Origin of the sequence: Aureispira sp. CCB-E (assembly GCF_031326345.1) — a bacterium.
Lineage (GTDB): Bacteria > Bacteroidota > Bacteroidia > Chitinophagales > Saprospiraceae > Aureispira.
The window spans coordinates 5878966-5902500 of sequence record NZ_CP133671.1 but is presented as its reverse complement, the minus strand read 5'-3'; the positions used below and the strand labels follow the sequence as shown (position 1 = coordinate 5902500).

At 36.4% G+C, this 23535-nt stretch carries 16 protein-coding genes and 2 rRNA genes (1 of these 18 only partly in view); 6 read left to right on the top strand and 12 right to left on the bottom strand.

The window, feature by feature from the left end; all coding sequences use genetic code 11:
• The 3 genes from QP953_RS23045 to QP953_RS23035 form a co-directional block, all read left to right on the top strand.
• Window positions 1-1655: ribosomal RNA gene (locus tag QP953_RS23045) — 23S ribosomal RNA — on the top strand (it extends 1213 nt beyond the left edge of the window).
• 144 nt (window positions 1656-1799) lie between these two features.
• Window positions 1800-1910, top strand: a 5S ribosomal RNA gene (gene rrf / locus QP953_RS23040).
• 351 nt (window positions 1911-2261) lie between these two features.
• Window positions 2262-2840, top strand: a complete 579-nt coding sequence (locus QP953_RS23035; RefSeq protein WP_309553085.1) for a TIGR00730 family Rossman fold protein — start codon at window positions 2262-2264, stop codon at window positions 2838-2840.
• 179 nt (window positions 2841-3019) lie between these two features.
• Here QP953_RS23035 and QP953_RS23030 read toward each other — a convergent pair whose 3' ends face one another.
• A complete protein-coding gene (locus QP953_RS23030) occupies window positions 3020-3916 on the bottom strand; it encodes an amino acid--tRNA ligase-related protein (RefSeq protein WP_076784499.1) in 897 nt (298 codons plus the stop codon).
• A 257-nt stretch (window positions 3917-4173) separates the two neighbouring features.
• On the bottom strand, window positions 4174-5112 hold the full coding sequence (locus tag QP953_RS23025; protein ID WP_309553084.1) for a dihydroorotate oxidase: 939 nt from the start codon (window positions 5110-5112) through the stop codon (window positions 4174-4176).
• A 98-nt stretch (window positions 5113-5210) separates the two neighbouring features.
• Between QP953_RS23025 and pyrF the strand changes: the two genes are divergently transcribed.
• Window positions 5211-6617, top strand: a complete 1407-nt coding sequence (gene pyrF / locus QP953_RS23020; protein WP_052593805.1) for an orotidine-5'-phosphate decarboxylase — start codon at window positions 5211-5213, stop codon at window positions 6615-6617.
• A 43-nt stretch (window positions 6618-6660) separates the two neighbouring features.
• Here pyrF and QP953_RS23015 read toward each other — a convergent pair whose 3' ends face one another.
• The 3 genes from QP953_RS23015 to QP953_RS23005 form a co-directional block, all read right to left on the bottom strand.
• On the bottom strand, window positions 6661-7845 hold the full coding sequence (locus QP953_RS23015) for a TlpA disulfide reductase family protein (RefSeq protein WP_309553083.1): 1185 nt from the start codon (window positions 7843-7845) through the stop codon (window positions 6661-6663).
• A gap of 467 nt (window positions 7846-8312) precedes the next feature.
• A complete protein-coding gene (locus QP953_RS23010; protein WP_309553082.1) occupies window positions 8313-8687 on the bottom strand; it encodes a hypothetical protein in 375 nt (124 codons plus the stop codon).
• A 1-nt stretch (window position 8688) separates the two neighbouring features.
• Window positions 8689-8991, bottom strand: a complete 303-nt coding sequence (locus QP953_RS23005; protein ID WP_052593811.1) for a DUF4286 family protein — start codon at window positions 8989-8991, stop codon at window positions 8689-8691.
• 260 nt (window positions 8992-9251) lie between these two features.
• Between QP953_RS23005 and QP953_RS23000 the strand changes: the two genes are divergently transcribed.
• A complete protein-coding gene (locus tag QP953_RS23000) occupies window positions 9252-11360 on the top strand; it encodes a carboxy terminal-processing peptidase (RefSeq protein ID WP_063833015.1) in 2109 nt (702 codons plus the stop codon).
• Between the two features lie 121 nt (window positions 11361-11481).
• Here QP953_RS23000 and QP953_RS22995 read toward each other — a convergent pair whose 3' ends face one another.
• Both QP953_RS22995 and QP953_RS22990 read right to left on the bottom strand, forming a co-directional pair.
• Complete coding sequence (locus QP953_RS22995) at window positions 11482-12732, bottom strand: hypothetical protein (RefSeq protein WP_309553081.1); 1251 nt, start codon at window positions 12730-12732, stop codon at window positions 11482-11484.
• A gap of 11 nt (window positions 12733-12743) precedes the next feature.
• Window positions 12744-13913 carry a T9SS type A sorting domain-containing protein gene (locus QP953_RS22990; RefSeq protein ID WP_052593817.1) on the bottom strand — a complete coding sequence of 390 codons (1170 nt, stop codon included), beginning with the start codon at window positions 13911-13913 and terminating at the stop codon, window positions 12744-12746.
• 273 nt (window positions 13914-14186) lie between these two features.
• Here QP953_RS22990 and QP953_RS22985 point away from each other — a divergent pair, with 273 nt between their 5' ends.
• Window positions 14187-14885, top strand: a complete 699-nt coding sequence (locus QP953_RS22985) for a VanZ family protein (RefSeq protein ID WP_309553080.1) — start codon at window positions 14187-14189, stop codon at window positions 14883-14885.
• A gap of 63 nt (window positions 14886-14948) precedes the next feature.
• Here the strand turns inward: QP953_RS22985 and QP953_RS22980 are convergent, their stop codons facing one another.
• The 5 genes from QP953_RS22980 to QP953_RS22960 form a co-directional block, all read right to left on the bottom strand.
• The gene (locus QP953_RS22980; RefSeq protein ID WP_052593820.1) at window positions 14949-15329 is read right to left on the bottom strand and encodes a nuclear transport factor 2 family protein; all 381 of its coding nucleotides are present in this window, start codon (window positions 15327-15329) and stop codon (window positions 14949-14951) included.
• Window positions 15330-15436: 107 nt separating this feature from the next.
• On the bottom strand, window positions 15437-16717 hold the full coding sequence (locus QP953_RS22975) for a transposase (RefSeq protein ID WP_309552833.1): 1281 nt from the start codon (window positions 16715-16717) through the stop codon (window positions 15437-15439).
• Window positions 16718-16913: 196 nt separating this feature from the next.
• Window positions 16914-17858, bottom strand: coding sequence for a YafY family protein (locus QP953_RS22970; RefSeq protein WP_309553079.1), 945 nt, complete (start codon window positions 17856-17858; stop codon window positions 16914-16916).
• A gap of 222 nt (window positions 17859-18080) precedes the next feature.
• Window positions 18081-19400, bottom strand: a complete 1320-nt coding sequence (locus tag QP953_RS22965; protein ID WP_309553078.1) for a T9SS type A sorting domain-containing protein — start codon at window positions 19398-19400, stop codon at window positions 18081-18083.
• A gap of 291 nt (window positions 19401-19691) precedes the next feature.
• Window positions 19692-23069: a methylmalonyl-CoA mutase family protein gene (locus QP953_RS22960; RefSeq protein ID WP_309553077.1), complete on the bottom strand. Its 3378-nt coding sequence runs from the start codon at window positions 23067-23069 to the stop codon at window positions 19692-19694.
• Window positions 23070-23535 lie beyond the last annotated feature (466 nt).

Below are 23535 nucleotides of genomic sequence, written 5' to 3'. Positions count from 1 at the left end.
GGTCAGCGAAGATGTGCTGTGAGGCATGTTGGAGAGCTTAGAAAAGAAAATGTAGGCATGAGTAACGATAAAATAGGTGAAAGTCCTATTCACCGAAAGACCAAGGATTCCAATTCTATGCAAGACAGAGTTGGGTTAGTCGGGACCTAAGGCAAAGCCGAGAGGCGGCGTCGATGGCGAACTGGTTAATATTCCAGTACTTGCTGTAATTGTGAAGCAGGGACGGAGCAGGCGGTTGGCTGCGAGCTGATGGAATAGCTCGTTGAAGAGTGGACGTAGGATGTGTAGTGAAGTACGCACATCACAGGAAACTCGATAGTACTAGAAACTCTATGGAGTGGATAGATAATGCCATTAGTCATACTTCCAAGAAAAGCTGCTAAACTATAGATTACAGGAACCCGTACCGTAAACCGACACAGGTGGTCGAGGAGAGTATCCTAAGGTGCACGAGAGAATCATGGCTAAGGAACTAGGCAAAATGGGCGCGTAACTTCGGGAGAAGCGTCGCTCGGTGTAAAAACTGAGCCGCAGTGAAGAGGCCCAGGCGACTGTTTAGCAAAAACACAGGACTCTGCGAAGCTGAAAGGCAAAGTATAGGGTCTGACACCTGCCCGGTGCCGGAAGGTTAAGGAAGGGGGTTAGCTTCGGCGAAGCTCTTAACTGAAGCCCCGGTAAACGGCGGCCGTAACTATAACGGTCCTAAGGTAGCGAAATTCCTTGTCGGGTAAGTTCCGACCTGCACGAATGGTGTAACGATCTGGGCACTGTCTCAGCCATGAGCTCGGTGAAATTGAAGTATCGGTGAAGATGCCGATTACCCGCAACGGGACGAAAAGACCCCGTGAACCTTTACTATAGCTTAACGTTGTCTTTGAGTAGTTGATGTGTAGGATAGGTGGGAGACTATGAAGCTGGTACGCTAGTGCTGGTGGAGTCGTTGTTGAAATACCACCCTTCAATTGCTTAGAGACTAACCCCTGTGTGGGGACATCGTTAGGTGGGTAGTTTGACTGGGGTGGTCGCCTCCTAAAAAGTAACGGAGGCTCCCAAAGGTTCCCTCAGCATGGTTGGTAATCATGCAAAGAGCGTATAAGTACAAGGGAGCTTGACTGCGAGACAAACAAGTCGAACAGGTACGAAAGTAGGGTTAAGTGATCCGGTGTTTCTGAATGGAAGGGACATCGCTCAAAGGATAAAAGGTACTCCGGGGATAACAGGCTGATCTCCCCCAAGAGCTCACATCGACGGGGAGGTTTGGCACCTCGATGTCGGCTCGTCACATCCTGGGGCTGGAGAAGGTCCCAAGGGTTGGGCTGTTCGCCCATTAAAGTGGCACGCGAGCTGGGTTCAGAACGTCGCAAGACAGTTCGGTCTCTATCTGTTGTGGGCGTAGGAATATTGAGAAGCTTTGACTCTAGTACGAGAGGACCGAGTTGAACGAACCACTAGTGTATCTGTTGTACAGCCGTGTGCATTGCAGAGTAGCTATGTTCGGAATGGATAAGCGCTGAAAGCATCTAAGCGCGAAGCCAACTTCAAGATGAGTATTCCATGAAGGGACGTTAAAGATGATGACGTAGATAGGTTGCAGGTGGAAGCGCAGTGATGTGTTAGGGAGCCGAGCAATACTAATGACCCGAAAGCTTTCTATTTTTTAAATAGAAGAATCTATAGCTAAATTGCTTTAGTTTATCTCCATTGTATGTTAATAAATCGACAATAGAAATTGTTGATTAACAAGAAAAAGAAAGTTCAGAACAAGAACAGAAGAAACGTCTAGAAATGGACAAAGAATAGTAGGCGGCAATAGCGAAGGGGAGACACCTTTCACCATTCCGAACAAAGAAGTAAAGTCCTTCAGCGCCGATGGTACTGCCTTATGGTGGGAGAGTAGGTCACCGCCTTCTTTTTTTTTCTTAAAAAGTCTGTTGAAAAGTTAGGAACGATATGCCAAAAGCGGCGATAAGATCTATAAGATTTTATCGCCGCTTTTTTGTTATTAGATAAAACGAAGATAGATTTATTGTTTAGTATTTGTAACAAAATAGTCTTTTGTTTGTTACAAAATCAAATAATGAATTTTTAGCGGACATTATTATTTTATGCTTTACATGGCATTGTATAAGTGTAAACTATTATCAATTAATAAGGAGAAACAATAGAATTATACTCCGTTGATAACCAACCATGCAGCACTCAGGAAGTAAAGTGATGCAATTTTTCTGCAAAGTAATGTATTATTAAAAAATAAGAATTAAATGAAAGTATGTGTTTATTGTGCATCAAGTACAAAAATTAATGCCGCTTTTTTTGAGGCAACTGATAAGTTAGCTAAAGTATTAGTAAAGGAAGAAGTACAAGTTGTATATGGAGGAGGTGGTGTTGGTCTAATGGGGCAGTTAGCGGATACTGTATTAGCAGAAGGCGGTCAGATACAAGGTATTATGCCTCAATTTATGAATGAGGTAGAGTGGGGACATAAGAAAGTATTAGATTTTGTATACACTCAAACGATGCATGAGCGAAAAGCAAAGTTAATTGATGGAGTAGATGCGGTGATTGCATTAGCAGGGGGAACGGGAACTTTGGAAGAGTTGTTAGAAGCAATTACGCTTAAAAAGTTAGGATTGTTTACCAAACCAATTATTATTTTGAACACGAATGGTTATTATGACCCTCTAAAAGAAATGCTAGAACGCTGTGCAGAAGAGCGTTTTATGAGTCAAGAACATATGAAAATGTGGTCTTTTGTTGATCAACCTGAAGATGTAATCCCTACAATTAGGAGTACAAAAGAATGGTCTAAAAATGCAATTAAGTTCGCTGCTGTGAGATAATACAACAATGGAAAGACAAAAAAGAGATTACCACATTTTGTGATAATCTCTTTATAGTTTAAATCGCAAATCATCTTTGAAAAGAAATGTAATTAAACTAGGAATAGGTTGACTATGGAGAATACATAGCCAACCTAGATTTTACCCTAGTTGAAAATAGCGTTTACTATTTTTTAGAATTATTCCTCAATCAAACCAGATAGTTGCATTGCACGAATCATTCTCGTTACTCCAATGCCTCCACCAGAACGAGGGAAGAAGTTTAGTTGTAAAAATTCTTCTAATTCTGCTTCAACGCGTTCTTTTCCAAATAGATCAAATAAGCGTTCTGCATATTTACCCTCTTCAATGGTGTAGAAAGTATCCTTCATTTCTTGTGGGTTACAGCTTCTTTCTGCTGAGCCAATTGTTTCCATGCCATGTAAAAGAACATCTACTTTTTCTGAAATATTAGAATCTTCTTCATTTCTTTTCATATTCCAAAATGGACTAGTGTACTCTGGAAAGTGTGTCAAGAAGAAAACAGGACCGTGGTCTTTTCCTATTTGAGTTTCCTCTTCTCTGTCTAGTTCTTTTACTCCGTATGCTTTGGCAACTGCATCGTACTTGCCTCCAGGAAAATCCGTTGCTTTTCCAAAACCTAAGTATTCCAATAATTCTCCTTCTACTTTTATCATTTCATCAATTCCCCCCTTCAATTCAAATTCAAACATTGGAAAAATAATACAGTGGCGTCCATCTACAGGATCTGGTTCATTACGGTAAGAAGTAGATACACAAAAATAACCTGGTACATCAGGTTTATCTAGTAATTCATACTCCAACCACATTTGTCCAGTTTGAGGAAGTGGCCATACATTGCCATGGTAATTGTAGCTAGCAATGGTTTTTGGGTCTTCGCATGCTGCCATAATGCTCAAACGATTTTGAGTGTGTACTTCTAGGAAACCCTTTTCCAAAAAAAAGAGCCTCATTTTATTCACGACTTGTGAAAATAAATGAGGCTCAATGATTGGATACAATGAAGATTCCTTTCGTTTCTTTTCTAAGATTGCCAGCGGCGGATTTGCGATCATGATAGTTCGTCTTTTTTCTGTTAAAAATGTTTGTTTGCGATTAAATTGGCACGAATGTATGGCGGCAAAATTGACTATACAAATTTTATTTATTTTCTTAACATTTTTTTAACATATGCGCCATTTTTATAAGATGTTAGTAATTGAATTTAATCCATAGGGGTTTAAGTGGCTGATTATCAGTGCTTTGTTTTGAAATAAAAAAGGCTTTAGAATAACTCTAAAACCTTTTCTGTAAGTATTTGATAAACAGTGGTTTATTTGATAGATTGTAATTTTCCTTGAAAATCTTTGATTGACGTATAATTTTTTTGGAGCATCAAATTTTTTAATTCTTTTTCGATTCGTTCAAAACAACTTGCTCCTTCTTTCATATATTGAGTTCCGATTTGAACTGCAGAAGCACCACAAAGAATATGTTCAAATACATCACTTCCAGTTTTTGCCCCTCCAGAACCAATGATATCAATATCATCTCTGAGCAGTAAATAAAACTGGCGAACATTAGCCAATGCAGTCGGCTTGATATAGTCTCCGCCAATACCTCCAAAACCATCTTTAGGTTTGATGACTACTTGTTCTTGGTCAATGTCAATAACCAAACCATTCCCAATACTGTTGACGCAAGTAACAAACTTAATAGGATATTGATTGATAATTTCAGCCATTTGGCGGAAATGAATTAAGTCAAAATAAGGAGGTAACTTAATGCCTAGTGTGTGCTGATCGAACTGACAAACTTTGTCTAAAACGTGTTGTGTACGTTCAAAATCATAACCTGTTTGGGGTTTGCCAGGAACATTGGGGCAAGATAAATTTAATTCAATGGCATCAATGGCATCAACTGAACTAAGATCTTGAAGCATGGTTAGATTGTTTTCTAAAGAAAGTCCAGCAACCGAGACAAAATAGGGTTTATTGTACTGCCTCATGTTTTTTGCCAAGTCAGCATAAAATTGATACCCTTTGTTGGGCAATCCCATAGAATTGATACTTCCTAAGTCATTTTCATAATATCTAGGACTAGGGTTGCCCTCTCTTAATTCTAGGGTAGAACTCTTGGTTAAGATTGCCGCCGAAAAACTTTTTCCAATATTTTCAAGTTCTTCTTTTGTGGTACATTTCGGACCAGAAGCATTATAAATACAGCTGTTCAAGGCGATTCCACCAATAGTGGTATTTAAATTAATTGACATAATACTTAAAAAGTTGAGATTGTTATTTTTTGATTTTAGTAAGATTAAATTACCTTTGCGCCAATAAAGGTACATATCCTAACCGAAATTCAATACTAATGAACAAAAAAGAGCTTGCACTTAAACTATTTGATTTAGGTGTTCTCCAGTTCGGAGAGTTTACCCTAAAAAGCGGCCTCCAGTCACCGTTTTATCTTGATTTTCGTCGAATTGTTGCTTACCCAGACATCCTAAAGAACATCAGTGAGTTGCTTTGGGATTTGGTAGCCGAATCGGAATTTGATCACTTATGTGGTGTTCCTTATGCAGCATTATCTCTTAGCTCGACGATGGCTGTTCTTCATTCCAAATCTATGATTGTGAAGCGAAAAGAACAGAAAAAGCACGGTACCAAAAAAATGGTCGAAGGTATTTATGAAGACAATGACACTTGCGTAGTTATTGATGATGTAATTAGTAGTGGAATTTCAATGATAGAGACATTGGAAGCCTTAGAGGGAGAGGGATTAAAAATTAAGCATGTGTTATCAATTGTTGATCGAATGCAAGGTGGAGCTGTTATGTTGAGAGACTATGGCTACGAAGTGCGAACAGTATATACTATTCGAGAAATTTTAGAAATCCTTAAAGAAGGTGGAAAAGTCAATGAAAAACAATACACTGATACACTCGTGTTTATTGAAACCAATAGAATTGACTTTGAACAGGTTAGAGAGCGTAGGAAGCAAAAAAAATCTTATAGTTATAAGAAAATAGGAAAGGATGCCAAGCATCCTGTTGCCAAGCGTTTGACAGAAATTGTTCTTAAGAAAAAAACTAATTTGTGTTGTTCGGCAGATGTAAATACGTCAGAAGAACTTTTAACATTAGCGAAGGCTGTTGGACCCAATATCTGTATGTTAAAAACACACACAGATAATTTAAATGATTTTACTCCTGAGCTTATAGAGGAGTTGAAAAGTCTGGCAGAAAAGCATAATTTTTTAATTTTTGAAGATCGAAAATTTGCAGATATAGGGCATATCGTAATGCAACAATTCACTGCTGCACCGTTGTGTATAGCTGATTGGGCAGATGTTGTGACAGTACATGTTGTAGCAGGCTCTTCTAGTATTGAAGCATTAAAGGCAACTGGTAAATTAGATACAACGGCATTGATTGTTGTTGCAGAAATGTCTACCAAAGATACCCTAACAAGCAAGCAATATACTACTAAAGCTATCGAAATTGCGGAGCAACATAGTGATATTGTATTAGGGACGGTTTCTCAAAATTATCGTTCTGAACATCCAGGGATTATGATGTTAACCCCAGGGATCAATACCGATCGCAAAAAAGATGGTTTAGGACAAACGTATAACCATCCTGATGAAGCTTTTTCTAAGCGTGGTGTGGATATTATGATTGTAGGAAGAGGCATTTATCAATCGGATAATCCTGCTTTACAATCCGAAATTTACAAGAAAATTGGATGGGAGAGTTACATGAAACGTGATAACGAATAAAAAATATAGAGGCTGTTTGATGTATTGTCAAACAGCCTTTTTTTTATGGTTGAATTTTGATAACTTCGATTGGAGTTGTGGTGGGGACTAGCCCTAAACCATATTTTTTTTCTAACTGATTTTTAATGCCTGAGATACCTTCTTTTAGGTCGATTTGAAAATCATATCTCGTTTCAGTATTTAAAGGTTCTTTTAAAATTAGTGGACCATAATCTAATTCATTGAGTATGCTAACTAGGGTTGTAATTGGCTTGTTAATAATGACAATTTCATTGTCAGTGTAATCAAATCCTCCATGCCCATCTTCTACTTGTAAGGTAGTCTTACGAGCTAATAAATCGCTATTCAAAATGGTCACATGAAACACTTCTTTTTCAGCAGTATAGGTGCTTGTTTGAATGTTGTAATGTGCAAGCAATTTGTGCAACAAAAAGTTGAAGGGTTGCTCTATTGAATCTGGATCGCATTTGAAATGAACGTAGTAAACAGTAGAATCTATGTTGGCATCACTCACCAGATTAAAATTTGATCGGTTGGATAAATCTTTGACTAAATTTCTGATAGAAACAGCTGTTCGTTTGTAACCAGATTGATCTTTTTTAGTAAAACCTGAAGATGAACCTTTGTTGGCTAAGCAGGTTGTAATTTGGTAGTGAGCCCCTGTAAGTGTATCGGCAATAATAGTTTGCTTGGTTGCCTTTTTAGGCTTAGGTGGCGCTTCCTGATAGGTTCCTGCGATTAAATGTTCTAACTTAGAATCGGTCAAAGAGTACGTGCCTCCACTCCATAATAGCTCACCATTGGGATGGATAACAACAGCATAAGGAAGATATTGAACATCAAATTTTTCAAAAGTTTTGCCTAAAAGAGAGTCTGATTGATCTATAGCAAAATGCACATTTTGAAGGGTTCTACCATTTAAGCGTTTGAGTATTTTTTGCTCTTCTTCTTCCGATAATAATACAAAAACGGCATTATCTTTAAATTTAGGGGTAGATGCCAGTGTTTCAAAGTGAGAGAACCCTTTGATGCAAGGAGCACACCAAGTTGCCCAAAAGTCAATTATGATAAATTTATCCTTAAAATTAACTTCACGAAGGTCGGTATGCACCAATTTGCTTGGATAAAATCGTTCGTTGAGTCCGTTGCTTTTTGAGCTTACTTTTGATGCAGGGGAACATGCGACTAGGTACATAGCAATGATTACATACAAGATGATTTTTGTCATTTTGTCAAATTTTAGTTAGTGGGATAATATAATAATGGAGCCCTTAAAAGGGCATTAGAATGCTATCATTAAGAGATTAACGATATTGGATTAACTTATTACTTTGTGGATTTTGCCTTGCATAGTAATTGTGAATAGCATAGTAATTTTATAAAGTAAAGAACACTATGCCGTAGTGCAGTTAAGTAGTATCATTAATATCTACATAACATTCCAAGAGAATGGAAGAGTGGTGGCTGCAATAGTAGTAATTAAATATGAATTCAACCTAATTTAGAAAGTTAAAGTATCCTAATTATTCTAATTAAGTTTGTTGACAGAAAATGATACTAAAAAATTATTAGTATTAGACTATTTCTTTTCCGAAGGGAGTTAAAACATCAAAAAACATCTTATTCCTTACCAAGGTGTGTTTAGTAGATAATTATCAGTTTTTTGATGTTTTGAGGTTTTATGTTTGCTGATTATTAATAATCTATATGGATAGAATCTTGGTAAATTGTATAGGTTAAATGATACCCACTTTCAATATATGTTTCAGGTGTAGAAAGTGTTTTTCCTGATTCAAAATAAATTGAAAAAGCGCAACTACCTTCTCCGCTATTGTGCTTGACTAAAATATGTTCTTGGGTGTAAGGTTTTAGATCAATAATTCCTGCGGTTGTTAATCCTATAGTCCGAATACTTTGAATTGTTTCTGGGGATTGGTTGATAAAATCAGCACGAACATACCCAGAAGGAACATTGAAAAAAGGAATATTAAAATAACCTTTTTCTTGGTTGATTAGAACGAAACCTAGCACTATGAGTAGCCCTCCAATTATAAATAGAAAACGCCTCATGCTATACAATTTCTAAGAGCGTTCTGTAAGCAACAAATTTACCTTGAAAACGTTCGGCATGATCTTTTTGTAAGGCTGGCGCTTCAGTAATTGTATATTGGTGCAACGTCTTCATGTCTTCACACGTATACTGAATAGCATAGGTGATACCGTCCGATTCGTCTTGACCCAGTACTTTGGCGATTTGATTGCTTTGAAAACGACCAGTGCGCATCACGTCAGGCATGTGTACTTCTTTCATCCATGTTAACCATTCGTCGTGTGCCTCAGGGTTGATTTTTACGGTAACATTATAAATGATCATAATTATTTTTTTAATCTGTTAAGCAAAAGTATACTGTCTTTTTAGTATCGTGCAAAAAACAAAAAAAAGGAGAATATTGTTAATTGAAAGACAGAATAAATGTATTTTAGTCCTTATTTTGTTAAATAGTAGTTAAATATGTTTGTTTATTGTTTATAAAATTATTTAGTGGTATAATAATCTCTATAAGGTTAAGTATCTTGTATTAGAACAAACAAATAATCTTTTCACGCTTAATATAATGCGCTAAAAGTCCCAATATGATGTTAAATAAAAAATATTTATTCGGTTTGGCTGTGACTTGTTTTGCCGTTTTTGCATTCACAACAGCAGACACAGATCCTGATTATCCCAACAAGGAATCCTTATTAATTGATGTTGTCTTACAAAGCTTGCAATACAATCATTACAAACCTGCAAAAGTAGATGATGCGTTGTCTCATAGAGCGTATGATATTTATCTTAAGCGAGTAGACAATGGCAAGCGTTTTTTCTTACAAGAGGATATTGATGGCTTTGCAAAACATCGTGATTTGTTGGACGATTATGCTATGAAAAAGGATTTTAGTTTCTTTGATGATTTGCATAAGATTAGAGATCAACGAATAGAATTGGTCAAGGAATATTACAAAAAAATATTAGCGAAGCCTTTTGATTTTGATAAAGAAGAGAAAATTGAAACTTCAAATGAAAAAATGGCTTATGCAAAAACAGAGGAGCAATTGTATGAGCGTTGGCATCAATTGTTGAAGTATAGAGTTTTGTTGGATTTGGAGATCAAGCTTAAACGTCAAGAAAAAGCAGAAAAGGATGGTGACAAATCTGTTGAAATCAAAACCATAGAGGAATTAGAGGCTGCTTCTAGAGAAAAAGTAATGAAACAGTTTGATCGTTGGTCGAAGGATATTAGCCAAGAGGACAGAGATGATAAAATTGCAGCTTATATCAATACGATTGCTAATGTGTTGGAGCCACATACTGGATATTTTCCTCCTTTAGAAAAAGAAAATTTTAATATTCGTATTTCTGGAAAATTAGAGGGAATTGGTGCACAATTGCGCCAAGAGGATGGTTACACAAAAGTTGTTCGCATTGTTCCTGGATCTGCTTCATGGAGACAAGGTGACTTGGAAGTGAATGATTTGATTATCAAAGTAGCACAAGGAGAGGAGGAGCCTGTCAATATCGTTGATATGAAAATGGACGATGTTTTGCCAATGATTCGTGGTGAGAAAGGAACAGAAGTGCGTTTGACAGTTAAAAAGACGGATGGTACGATTGCCGTAGTGCCTATTGTTCGTGATATCGTGGTAATGGAAGAAAGTTATGCTAAGTCAGCAGTGGTAGAACACAAAAAAACTAAAAAACGTGTTGGATTGATTGATTTAAGAAGTTTTTATGCTGATTTTCAAGATCCTAGAGGTAGACGTTGTTCTCGTGATGTGAAGCGAGAAGTTCAAAAGCTAATTGCGGAAGGTATTGATGGAATTGTAATTGACTTGCGTTTTAATGGTGGAGGCTCTTTGCGTGATGTGGTAGATATGAGTGGTTTGTTTATTGAAACAGGACCAATTGTGCAAGTAAAAGGAAGAGATAGTCGTCCACACCCGTTAGAGGATAGAGACCCTAGTGTGTTGTACGATGGCCCTTTGGTAATTATGGTTAATTCTTTCTCTGCATCGGCTTCTGAGATTATGGCTGCTGCCTTGCAAGATTATGGTCGAGCAATTATTGTAGGAACATCTCCATCCACTTTTGGAAAAGGTACTGTTCAACGTTTCTTTGAATTGGATGCTGTTGTACCACAACGTTATAAAGATTTAGGGGAGTTAGGTTCTATGAAAATTACCATTCAAAAATTCTTCCGTATCAATGGTGGCTCTACTCAACTAAAAGGTGTTATTCCAGACATTATTCTTCCTGGGGTGTATTCTTATAGAAGTATTGGTGAAAAAGACGAAGATTTTCCAATGGCTTGGACTGAGATTGATCCAATTTACTATAAGAAATCAAGCATTAAAAAATTAGATAAGATCAAAAAGAAAAGTGAAAAACGTGTCGCTGCAAGCGAAACATTTAAAATGATTGATGAACGAGCGAAGTGGTTCAAGAGTTTGCAAGAGGATACTGAAATATCACTAAATTTGGATGCATATCGTGCCCAGCAAGAAAAGTACAACAAAGTTTCGGAGCAATACAAGGGGATTGATAAAGATATTCCTGCTTTAAAAATAGATGTACTTGCAGCAGATGCAGCTGTTCTTGAAGCGGACACCATTCGTGCAGAAAGTATCAAGAACTGGCACAAGTCTTTAAAGAAAGATCCGTATGTAGAGGAGGTTGTTCAAATTATAGGAGATTGGGATTAATTCATAAAATACGACTTGCTTTTTAGCAAGCTTTAGGCTGTAGAGAAGGGATAAATTACTTAAATGTAGTTTATCCCTTTTTTCTAATAATTATCTGTGATTTGGCAATTAGAAATTTTTCTTATGGTACTTTTAGCCCTGTAAAGATTCCCGTAGAATCAGGGGTATATACAAAAAGGTTGGGGGTTTTAAATTGGTAATTATAATCCTTTTGAGGAACACAAAACCCTGTTATATCACAAATATAATATACTTTTTTATGGTAGGTTTGTTCATAAAATTGCTCATCATCACGCAAGGTGAAAATATGAATTCTAGTGTTTTCTAAAAATTCCTCTTGATTGATAGAAATGAAACCAAATTTACTTGAATTTTTAGGAGGCCAAGCAATTTCAGAGACCCCTTCATAACTATCAAAATCGTTTAGAATAGGTCTGTTTTTTTGAAGTTCTATATCGTACAAACAGATGGCATTTTGTTCTAAATCAGTATAAATCAAATAGCGACCATTAGGGGATAAAGAAGTTACTTGAGAACACAATAATTCATCATGAATTTTTGAGGGAATATCTAAGACATGCCCTTGTGCATCTTCTAATAGGTAAGCCAAACAGCCTTCCTCATGAGCATTAACTTCAACCAAGGTCTTATTTCCTTTGATTTTGTGAATGATTCCTCCTTTGTTTTCTTCTTCTTCGGCTTCGTGTAACTCTTCGTCTAGAATCAGTAAAAATTCTTCATGTTCCTTGTTCCATTTGTATTCTAATAAGTGGTTTTCTCTATAATTAATAGTGCCTCTAATTAGGATGTACCCTTCAAAAAATTCATAAAAAGAATGATTTTCAATGCGTTTGCTGTGTTCTGGCAAACCATAGCGATTATCAAACGAATCGATGCTTTCCCAAACCTGTTCAAAGGGAAAGGAAAAAATTTCGTAAGCAGGATTGCCAAAAGGGTGTCTTAGAATCACAATTTCTCTAGCTTGATACGCTAAACCATAGTCAAAATGTAGTTCAATAACGAGTTCATAATCTTCATCATTAGTGACATTCTCAAAATCAACATGTTCTATAATACCCTCTGATTTATTATTCAAAGGGATATAATGCGGCAACTCATTGGGATCGCTGATGTGGTATAAAAATAAAACAGGTTTAGACATAACTGCATTAAAAGCAACAAACCATTCATCGTCCAACCCTGTTTGGATTTTCTTGACATGAACATGACTGGTATCTTTAATCGCATGAAAGCCCTTTTCTCTAAAATGCTTTACAGCTACTTCTTTTATATCGCTAACACTTAATTTTGCTTGTTGAGTGCAAGATACTACTGCAAAAAGAGTACAAAAAAAGAGCAATTTAAACGGCATAAAAAATCATTTTACTGTTTGATGAACGAACGACGATAGGATTGATAAGTATTGCTTAGTTGAATGACATACGCTCCTTGGTGAAGTGCTTGAACGTCTATTTGTAATTGATATAGTCCTTCATGGGGATCGATCGTTTGTTGTTGTACAATTTGACCAAGCGTATTAAAAATGCTTAAGGTATAAGAATTTTCTGAGTTTGGAGATAAAAAATCAAGATTCAAGTAATTCTTTGTTGGATTGGGGTAAATATTAAATCCTAAGAGTTCTTCAACAGGGAAATTAACAGCTCTTACGTCAGAATATAAAATATTGTTATACAAATCTAATTGTTGTAATCGATAATAAAATAAACCTCCTTTTTTACCATTTTTGATAGGTAACTTTTTGTCAACAAAAGTATAATTAGTAATGTCCTCAGCATAATTAGCAGCAGGAATAGTAGCAATGTCTTCAAAGTCAATTCCATTCAGACTGCGTTGTAGGGTAAAGGATTCACTGTCTTGTTCGCGAGCCGTTTGCCAATCAATATTAGCAGCATATTTCTTTTTGTCAGCAAAAGCATTGAATGTTAGCAATTCTATAGGAAGTAATATGGTCGAACAGGGAGCAGATAGATTAAAACCATCAAAAGAAGCATAGTAAGCGTTGGCAGGAGAAGATCCTGCATGTTCGCATTGTAATGTCATTGTACTTGCTGTTGCTACGAACGGCAGTTGTAAAGGCACCCAAGTACTAGCTGCCATAGGAATGCTATACGTTTGCGAAGTAGTACCGACTCTTACTGTTGGTAAGACAGGACTTTGATTAAAAAGACTGGAACCTGTTCCAAAACTAGCTCCACAAAAGTATAAAATATAAGAGTTGCCAACTGTTAAGCCAGTAATGGTTGTTTGCGCACACTCGCCTGCATTAATAGAGGCTAAACCAAGCCAATTGCCACCATCTGGAGAGTTGTCGGGAGTAACTTGAGAGGTTGTTAAATAAGAAGGAAAAGTCGTATTGCACAAATCTGGCGAGCCACTGCATCGAGTCCAACCTGTCGCATTGGTAATTTGATTGTTACCTATTGGGCTGCCATTCAGAGAACCATTGTTAACGGTTTGTGCCGTAGCAAGTACTGAACATAAAAAAATAGATAGTAAGCTTAGAAAAAAATGGGAATATTGAAGTAATAACATAGTCCTATTGTTTTGGAAAGTGAAGGAATAAAAGGACAGATATTTTAATTGGTTGTTGAGTAAGTGCTTGTTTTAGAGATTTTTATTTAAGGAATGAGGAATGTTGTTTAATTCAAGTTACGGATACTTTATGAATTTTAAAACTATATTTTTAACTTTTTCCGTTGAGAGAGAGGTTGTTAACATATTGTTTTAACTTTGAAGCATGAGAATGAATTTGTAGGCTTATGTATATCATTATTTAACACCGTTTGAACTATGAAAGGTATCGTTATGAAAATAGACTTAGAATTGTTACAAAAATACAGCCTGCCATTTTTATTACTTTATATGCTGCTCATTATAACAGGATCTTTGTGGCCTAGGCTATCACGACATTATCAAACAGGTGAAATTAGTTCTGGGCAAATTCCTAAAGAGGGAGATAATTTTAAAATGGTTAATGATCCAGCAGTTTATCGTTTAGAGGATGGAACTAGGCGGCAATACAAAAGCGATACAGCTTTTTTTAATCATAGTAATAACAAGCCTTTTGATACGCCTTATGAGGATGGAGGTATCTTAATCTGCGACAAAGAAGTTGTTCTGAGTTTTCCAATGGGCGATTACATGCCCAAAGAACCTGGAGAAAGGGGAGAAGCTTATTTTCATAAAAACACTTGGCAACAGCTAAAAGAAAGTATCTTTAGAAGGGATAAACTCAGTCATTTTTTGGCGTATGGAATATTGGCTATCTTATGTTTGTGGACATTCCAATATTACCGTGTAGCGAGCGTCTTTGTATCAAATATTGTTGCTCTATTGCTTGTTATTTCGTTTGGAGCAGGAATTGAAGAACTTCAATTCGCTTATATTCCTGGTCGAGACAAAGAATTGTTGGATTTACTATTTAATGTTTTGGGAGGGGGAATAGGTCTGCTCATATATCATTATTGGATAAGAAAGTATTGCCAACAAAAGATAAGAAAATAAAAAAACTCGAAAAACAAGCTGTTTTTCGAGTTCTGCTAAGTATACGTTAAATTAAAGTGACATCTATTGGACTTCTTGTGGATCAGGTGTGTAGAAGAACTCTTCTTTTACAATTTTGCCGTTATTCACTGTATAAACACAGATTTCATCCATGTCAATAGCCTGTGTCATTCCTTTCATAACGACATTCATATACATACCACAAGAGAAGAAGTTTTCGGCAACAATAGGATCTGTTATTGTGCTAGAGTTTATTTTTTCTAGCATATCTTGAAAACGTTCTCCTTTTTTGGCGATAGCATCCAACCCTTGAACAATATGATCTGGCATACCTTCTGGCTCTACACTCACAATATCAGGAGAATAAAGTTCCTTAACTGCTTGCTCGTATTTACCTTCACGGCATAGTTCTATTAGGCGATTGGCTACTTCTTGTGTTGTCATTGTGCTTTAATTTTAAACGTTAATAATTGGGTAATTCCCCTTTGAATAATTGTTCAGCAATTCTAACGATGTAAGAAAATATATTAAATAATAATAATATCAAATAGCTATTCTAATTGAGGTCGAATATTGACCTTTCTAGCGATTATTTGATAGATTAAGTTCATTGAAATAGTAGGAATAAAATCAAAGAGTACTCGAACTTTCTGCCTTAAATCACGCAATGTTTTTGCTTCTTTTAAGGCTTGTTCAAAACTTTCATCAACAGCCCTTGTAATCTGGTCAACAAAAAATGCTAATAGCATAATCAAAGCAAATACTGTTGATAAGTAGAATTTTCCATGACCATAATTATGTTCCAAATTGTAGTCTTGATTCTTCAAGGTGTTAAATGTCTCATTTTCAATTTTCCAACGTGCTCTTCCAGCTGTGGCAATAGATGAAACATTTGATTTAGTCAAAGTTAGGTTGGTAATCCACTTATTGGAATAAACCACTTTATCTTTTTCTAAATCATATTCTTCGTATTCTAAATAGTTTACGATAATATCTTGGTTTGCGCCATTTAGAATGAGGTTAGATGCCCACCTGTATCGACACAGAGTCTTTTCATTTTTCTGGTATTGACACTGATGCAAACTATCCTTTTTTCTAAGTTGCTTAACTTGTTCCAAAACATATCCTTCCTTGATTACTATGATGTAATCCATTTGGATATCTTGTGCTTGAAGTGCTTTAATAGTTGGACCATCAGCATATAAAGCATCTAAAAGAATTAAGATCTTTTCTTTTGGCAGTATGCTGCGTAAATGTGGAAATAATCGTTTACATGCCTTTCGTTCACAATCATTCTTTTTTGAACCATCCTGCCGCGTTATTGCTTCTCCAAAAACAGGAAAAACGGTCTTGAAATTAGGATGAACTACACTCGCTGCTAACAATTGGTGATGATGTTCTATTGTACCATTTTTTCTTTTCTTTGTTAAACATTGAGAACAACCAATCTTATTGGAAGAAAATGTACCTGTGGCATCAACACTTACTAGCAAATGTTGGTCTAAGTATCTTCTACTTTCGAGTATTTTGAGCCTTTCCAAATGTTCAAAGATTGTTTTAAAAGTAGGTTGAAAAACAGATGGTTGGACAGCATCTAAAATTTTTCGCATCCCATTATCTGTTGGAAGCTTACTAATTTTAAAGACTTGTTCTAAATTGTCCTTACGATGAATGGCATTATCTATAAAACTCAATAATGATGGATCTTTTAGACCAAACATAGCAAATGCTCCCATTAAACAATCATGTAGCAAATATTCTGTATGTCCTTTTCGATGGTCTGGAACTTGGTGAAACTCTTTGGATACTATTTCTACTAATTTGTCGTACATCGTTTACTTTTTAGTAAATGTACGTTCCTTTTTCAATGAACTTAAATCTTATTTTATCATATAATTCTGTTTATCGTTAGAATTGCTGATAATTGTTATGACAAATATAAAATATGGTTATGACAACAGTATGTCAGTAGGAACTAAGAAAGCTAAAAAATGTTTATTTTTTTAGAGAGAAGAATTAAAACAATAATTATTGATAATGCTCATAAAGTTCTGTTGCCAATTCTTTGATTCTAGACTGTAATGCTTGAGGTGCCAAAACAGTAGCTTGATTACCAAATTGTAACAACCAACGAGCAACAATTTCCATCGAAGAATTTAAAAATTTCATTCGAACAACTTCCTTTTCTTCGACTTGTTCTACAAAACCAAAGTAATACTTTCGGTTTTCTGCATGTTGTAATACGGATCGATTAAAGGCTACTTCTACTTTTTGAAATTGTTGTTGTTCCTTCCATGCTTTAGTTTGTTGATCTATATACATTTGCAGACTAATGTGCTCGGCATCAAACTGTTGGTCTAGTGCACGCAATTGTAAGATTCGATTTATCTTAAACGTTCGATAAGCCTGCCTATTTTGACAATAAGCGACCAAATACCAGTTGCTGTATTGATAATAACAACCAATGGGTTCTAATAAGCGGTTTGAAATACTTTTGTCTGCCTTTTGGTATTCAATTTTAATAATTTTTTTAGCAGCAATACTCTTGAATAAATCTTGAAGATAAGATTTGTTTTCCCACCACTTGAAATGAGAAAAGGCAATAGAATCCTCTAATACTTCCAACGATTGCTTATCGGTACTTCTCAAAATAGCCTTGATTTTCATCATGGCTCCTGAATAAGATGATTGTGTAGTTTCGTCGGTAATATCTCCGATAAACTTTTCGGCTGTAAGCAGTGCTAGGGCTTCTTCTTCATTAAACATAATTGGAGGGAGTCGATACCCATCCATAATAGAATATCCTACCCCCGGATCTCCTATGATTGGAATTCCCGCATTTTTGAGTGTACTAATATCTCTATAAACGGTTCTCAGACTAATTCCAAAACGCTCTGAAATACTAGAAGCTTTTAGAATCTTTTTGGTTTGTAACAAAATTAACGTAGAAATGACCCGATCAAACTTATTCATAATGAAATGGTACAATTTATAAGAGGCACTTAAAATAAGATTTTTCGTTTAGAGTAACGATCATATCACTAAAAATAATAGTTAAAAACTATAAGTCAATAGTTCGTTGAAACCATACAATAGCAGTGCAGCTAACTACTAATAAGTATAATTCAATAAGAAAAACGCCTCCCCATTAAAATCATGAAGAGGCGTCAAGCGTAAGTTTTTATAGTTTTTTGTTTAGTGCTTGATTAGCTTAACAACAGAGTATCGATCATCAGAAGCAACCGTAAGGAAGTAAACCCCTGCTGGTTGATCTAAATCTAATGTTACTACCTTTGTAGAAGATATGGTTTGTTGATAAACCGTTTTTCCATTAATATCTGTAATCAAAATAGCTGCATTATGATTAGTTCCTAGGTCGATCGTAAACTGCCCTTTAGTTGGATTTGGATAAACGTTTATTGAGGCAGCATCGCTAAGCTGATTCACATTTGACAATACGAAGCTATAGCAAGATGACAACATGGTACAACCATTTGCAGTTACTTCAACCGCATAGTCACCATTGGCTGTTGGCATAAAGACACTGTCTGTTGCTCCAGCAATAGGGGCATTAGCATTGTTACAATCAACCCATTGGTATGCAGCACCGATTGCGTTGGCAGTAAGCGTTGTGCCGTTTGTTGTAACCGAAGTGTCAACACTATTGATGGTTAAGTTAATGGTATAAACACTATCACAATTGCCACCAAAAGCGACCGTATCTTGGTACGTTCCACTCATTGTCCATACAGCACCACTAGGAGCGGTATAGCTACCACAAGCCACTTCATTTAACGTAGCTGTTGGAGGAGTACAATAGACTACACTAAGATCATCAACCCAAAGTGTTGTACTAGAGTTGGCACTACCTGGGCTAGAACTAGCGGTAGCAATCAACAAAATATAAGAAGGTATATTACCATTGGTATAGTTAAAAGGAACTGCAAAACGAGTCCAAGTACTAGTGGTACCATTAGGAACATCAAAGATCGCTTCAGATATGATATGAGCAGCAGAGCCACCTTGGTCAGGATTAGAAACATCAAAACTATCGTGCAAAATAGCTTGAATACGACCAATGTCTGTTCCGCCTTGGTTAAACTTAAACCAACCGACCAAACTATCTGGACGACCTACAAATGGAGAGTTAAAATCAGGATTGGTCGTTAGGGTATTGATATAACCTGCCGAAGGGTTGGTAGAAGGAGCTTCAATTCTTCCTGTTGTAGCTGTTGCATTAACTGGTGTGCCAAAGAAGCTTCCATTGTCCAACTTTAGACAATAGGTACCAGAATGTGGATTGTTATCTTCTCTAAAACAAGTTTGAGGTCCTAGATTTGCAAAACCACCACCAGTTTTATTACCGTTCCAATTGGTTGGCTCCTCATCGGAATTACCCACATTTTGCCAATTCTCAAAGTCTCCATTAGGAATGGTTGTTTGACCCAACAATAGGGTAGTAGAGAACATGCTTAGAGTCGTTAGCAGCATGCTTGCTTTTGAACGTATTTTCATGATTTCGTTTTTAAATTCTCATTTTTTGGGATTGTGAGAATGCATGAACAAATAAAAAATAATAAGGGTTTTTGCTTTATGCGCAGCAAAGGTACATCTTTTTTTTTTATAAAATCAAGCCTTAACTTTTGTTACATTATGATGACCTCATTTACAAAGGGTTGTGCTTGTAAATAATTATTAATCAAATGGTTGAGTTTTTTGGTGGGTGCTATTTTATAATAAAAAAAGACCCAAATCTTAAAGAAGATTTGAGCCTTTTAGTTGTTATTGTTTAAGAAAATGAGGCGACTACATATTACGTCGATATTGCCCACCTACTTCATATAAAGCAGTTGTAATTTGTCCTAAAGAACAGCATTTAGCCGCTTCCATCAATTCTTCGAATAAATTCTCATTATTAATGGCTGCTTTTTGCAACCTCGAAAGTGCTTTGGGGCTTTTAGCTTCATTGGCACCTTTTAAGCTTGACAGTGTTTGGATCTGTGCTTCTTTTTCCTCTTGGGTAGCACGGATAACCTCGTCAGGGATAATTGTTGGTGATCCTTCTTTAGATAAGAACGTATTCACACCAATAATAGGGAATTCACCAGTATGCTTGAGCGTTTCATAATACAAGCTTTCCTCTTGAATTTTTCCACGTTGATACATCGTTTCCATAGCCCCTAAAACACCACCACGTTCTGTAATTCTATCAAATTCCATCATAATGGCTTCTTCTACCAAATCCGTTAATTCTTCTGTAATAAAAGAACCTTGCATTGGATTTTCATTCTTAGCCAAACCAAATTCGTGATTAATAATCAACTGAATGGCCATTGCGCGGCGAACAGATTCTTCTGTTGGTGTGGTAATAGCTTCGTCATAAGCATTGGTATGCAGAGAATTACAGTTGTCGTAAATAGCATATAAGGCTTGCAGAGTCGTACGAATATCGTTGAACGAAATTTCTTGAGCATGCAAAGAACGTCCTGATGTTTGAATGTGGTATTTTAGTTTTTGAGAACGAGCGTTAGCACCATATTTCTCACGCATCGCTTTTGCCCAAATCCGTCTAGCGACACGACCAATGACAGCATATTCAGGGTCAACACCATTAGAGAAGAAGAACGATAAGTTCGGTGCAAATTTATTGATGTCCATTCCTCTAGACAAGTAGTACTCTACAAAGGTAAATCCATTGGCTAAGGTAAAGGCAAGTTGTGAGATTGGATTTGCCCCAGCTTCGGCAATATGATACCCAGAAATAGAAACAGAGTAGAAGTTGCGCACATTTTTATTGATGAAATATTCCTGAACATCTCCCATCAAACGCAGCGAAAACTCCGTAGAAAAAATACAAGTATTTTGAGCTTGATCTTCCTTTAGAATATCAGCTTGAACCGTACCCCTTACAGAGGAAAGTGCTTTTTGCTTTAATTCTGCATAAACACTTGGCTCCAAGATTTCATCTCCAGTAACTCCCAACAGCATTAATCCTAATCCATTGTTTCCTTCAGGCAATTCTCCCAAATACACAGGACGTTGTAAACCTTTGTCGTCGTATTTTTCTTTTTTTCTAGCCTCAACTAAGGCTTCTAAGTTATTTTCCTTGATGTACAACTCGCATTGTTGGTCGATAGCAGCATTCATAAAAAAGGCACACATGGCAGCTGCAGGACCGTTAATTGTCATAGAAACAGAAGTTGTTGGAGCGCACAAATCAAATCCTGAGTATAATTTTTTAGCATCATCCAAGCAACAAATATTAACCCCAGAATTTCCTACTTTTCCATAAATATCTGGACGATAATCAGGGTCATCACCATACAAAGTCACCGAATCAAATGCTGTTGATAAACGATGTGCGGGCATGTCTAAAGAAACGTAGTGAAAACGTCTATTGGTACGTTCTGGATTTCCTTCCCCTGCAAACATACGAGTAGGATCTTCCCCTTTGCGTTTAAAAGGAAATACACCAGCTGTATAAGGAAACTCACCAGGTACATTTTCTTGTAAGACCCATTTTAAAATTTCTCCCCAACTTTTGTATTTAGGAGTAGCAACACGAGGAATACGAGTATGAGAAAGAGAGGTTGTAAATGTTGGAACACGAATTTCTTTGTTTCTTACCAAATAAACAAACTCATCGTTAGCGTAAGCTTTTACTTTGTCATCCCAGTTGTTTAGGATTTTTTTATTTTGACCATCTAGATTTAGTTCAACCTCATCGTATGCTTTTTGAACGGCTTCTAAAACACTTTTATCTGCTTCTCCTTGATTTTCTAATACCTCTAATGTTTTTTTGATGCCATAAAGTTTGCCCGCAACTTCAGATTGTTGTTCTGCTTTTTCGTTATAATTTCGAATGCTTTCCGATATTTCAGACAAATAGCGAGTACGCTTAGGCGGAATGATGTATATTTTTTCACTCATTCCCTTTGTGATTTCAAAGCTAGACTTTAGATCTGCATCGGTACGTTCTACAATGGTGTCAATAATGGCACGATACAATTGATTCATACCAGGATCGTTAAATTGAGATGCAATGGTTCCAAAAACAGGCAATTCCTCATCTTTGGCTTCCCAAAGGTTGTGGTTGCGTTTGTACTGTTTTTTTACATCACGCAAAGCATCTAGAGCACCACGTTTGTCAAATTTGTTCAAAGCAATAACATCAGCAAAATCAAGCATGTCAATTTTCTCTAACTGAGATGCGGCACCATATTCTGGTGTCATCACATAGAGAGACATATCGGAAAAATCCGTAATAGCGGTATCCGATTGACCAATACCAGAGGTTTCTAAAATAATTAAATCATATTCTGCTGCTTTTAAGATGTCAACGGCATCAGCAATATATTTAGAAATAGAAAGGTTGGATTGGCGAGTAGCTAACGAACGCATGTAGACGCGATTGTTTTTAATGGCATTCATGCGAATACGATCACCGAGTAAGGCACCGCCTGTTTTTCTTTTAGAAGGATCTACAGAAACAACGGCAATTGTTTTGTCATCAAAATCGGTTAAGAAGCGACGAACCAATTCATCTACCAAGCTAGACTTTCCAGCACCTCCCGTACCCGTAATCCCTAAGACAGGTACTTTTTTAGTCGGCGCTTGTTGGCGAATATCCTCTAGCCAAGCATCAGCATGGTCGCCCGTATTTTCTGCCGCAGAAATAAGGCGAGCAATAGAATATTTATTTTTTTGTTTAAAATCTTTGAGTTCTCCATTGATATTTTGACCAGTAGGGAAATCACATTTTTCCAACAAGTCATTAATCATGCCCTGTAGCCCCATTGCACGTCCGTCGTCAGGAGAGTAGATGCGGGCAATACCATAATCGTGAAGCTCTTCGATTTCGGTTGGGAGGATAGTTCCACCTCCACCTCCAAAGATCTTGATGTGTCCAGCACCTTGTTCCTTTAATAGGTCATACATATACTTGAAGTATTCGTTGTGACCTCCTTGGTAAGAAGTGATAGCAATTCCTTGCACATCTTCCTGAATAGCAGTATCAACAATCTCTTGTACCGAACGATTGTGTCCCAAATGAATGATTTCTGCTCCAGAGCGTTGCATGATTCTACGCATAATATTGATGGCAGCATCATGTCCGTCAAATAATGCAGCAGCAGTCACCATACGAATTTTATGTTTGGCTTGATAAGGTGCGACTTGTTCCATAATATACTGTGAGTTTTTAATTTTTTTGATTCTCAACTCATACGAGTTGTAATAAACAACAGATTGGCTTTATCAACAATAAAAACAAGTTATTGTTTGGTTTTGTATGAATTGAGAGGTCTTGTAAGTTTGCTGCAAAGGTACATTTTTTTGTGCTATTTTGAGTGTTAATACTTCGTTGATTTTTTAGTTTTTCATAGGGAAATATAAAAAAGCATCTTGTATTGGTTTGATTATCAGATTTTTAGATTAGAAGTGGTCAGAGTTGCATCTTACTGATAATCAAATTGATACGTTTTTCAACGGAGTAATGGAGTGTAATAATTGAAGTGAAAATATATCTTTATTGACTTAAAAAGCTTTTTTTTATTGTATATTACTGACACTTCCCCCTAAAGTTTGCTTACTGTAAAACAACTATTTACAAAGAAAGTAAACGAACCAATAACTTGTTTTATTAAAAATA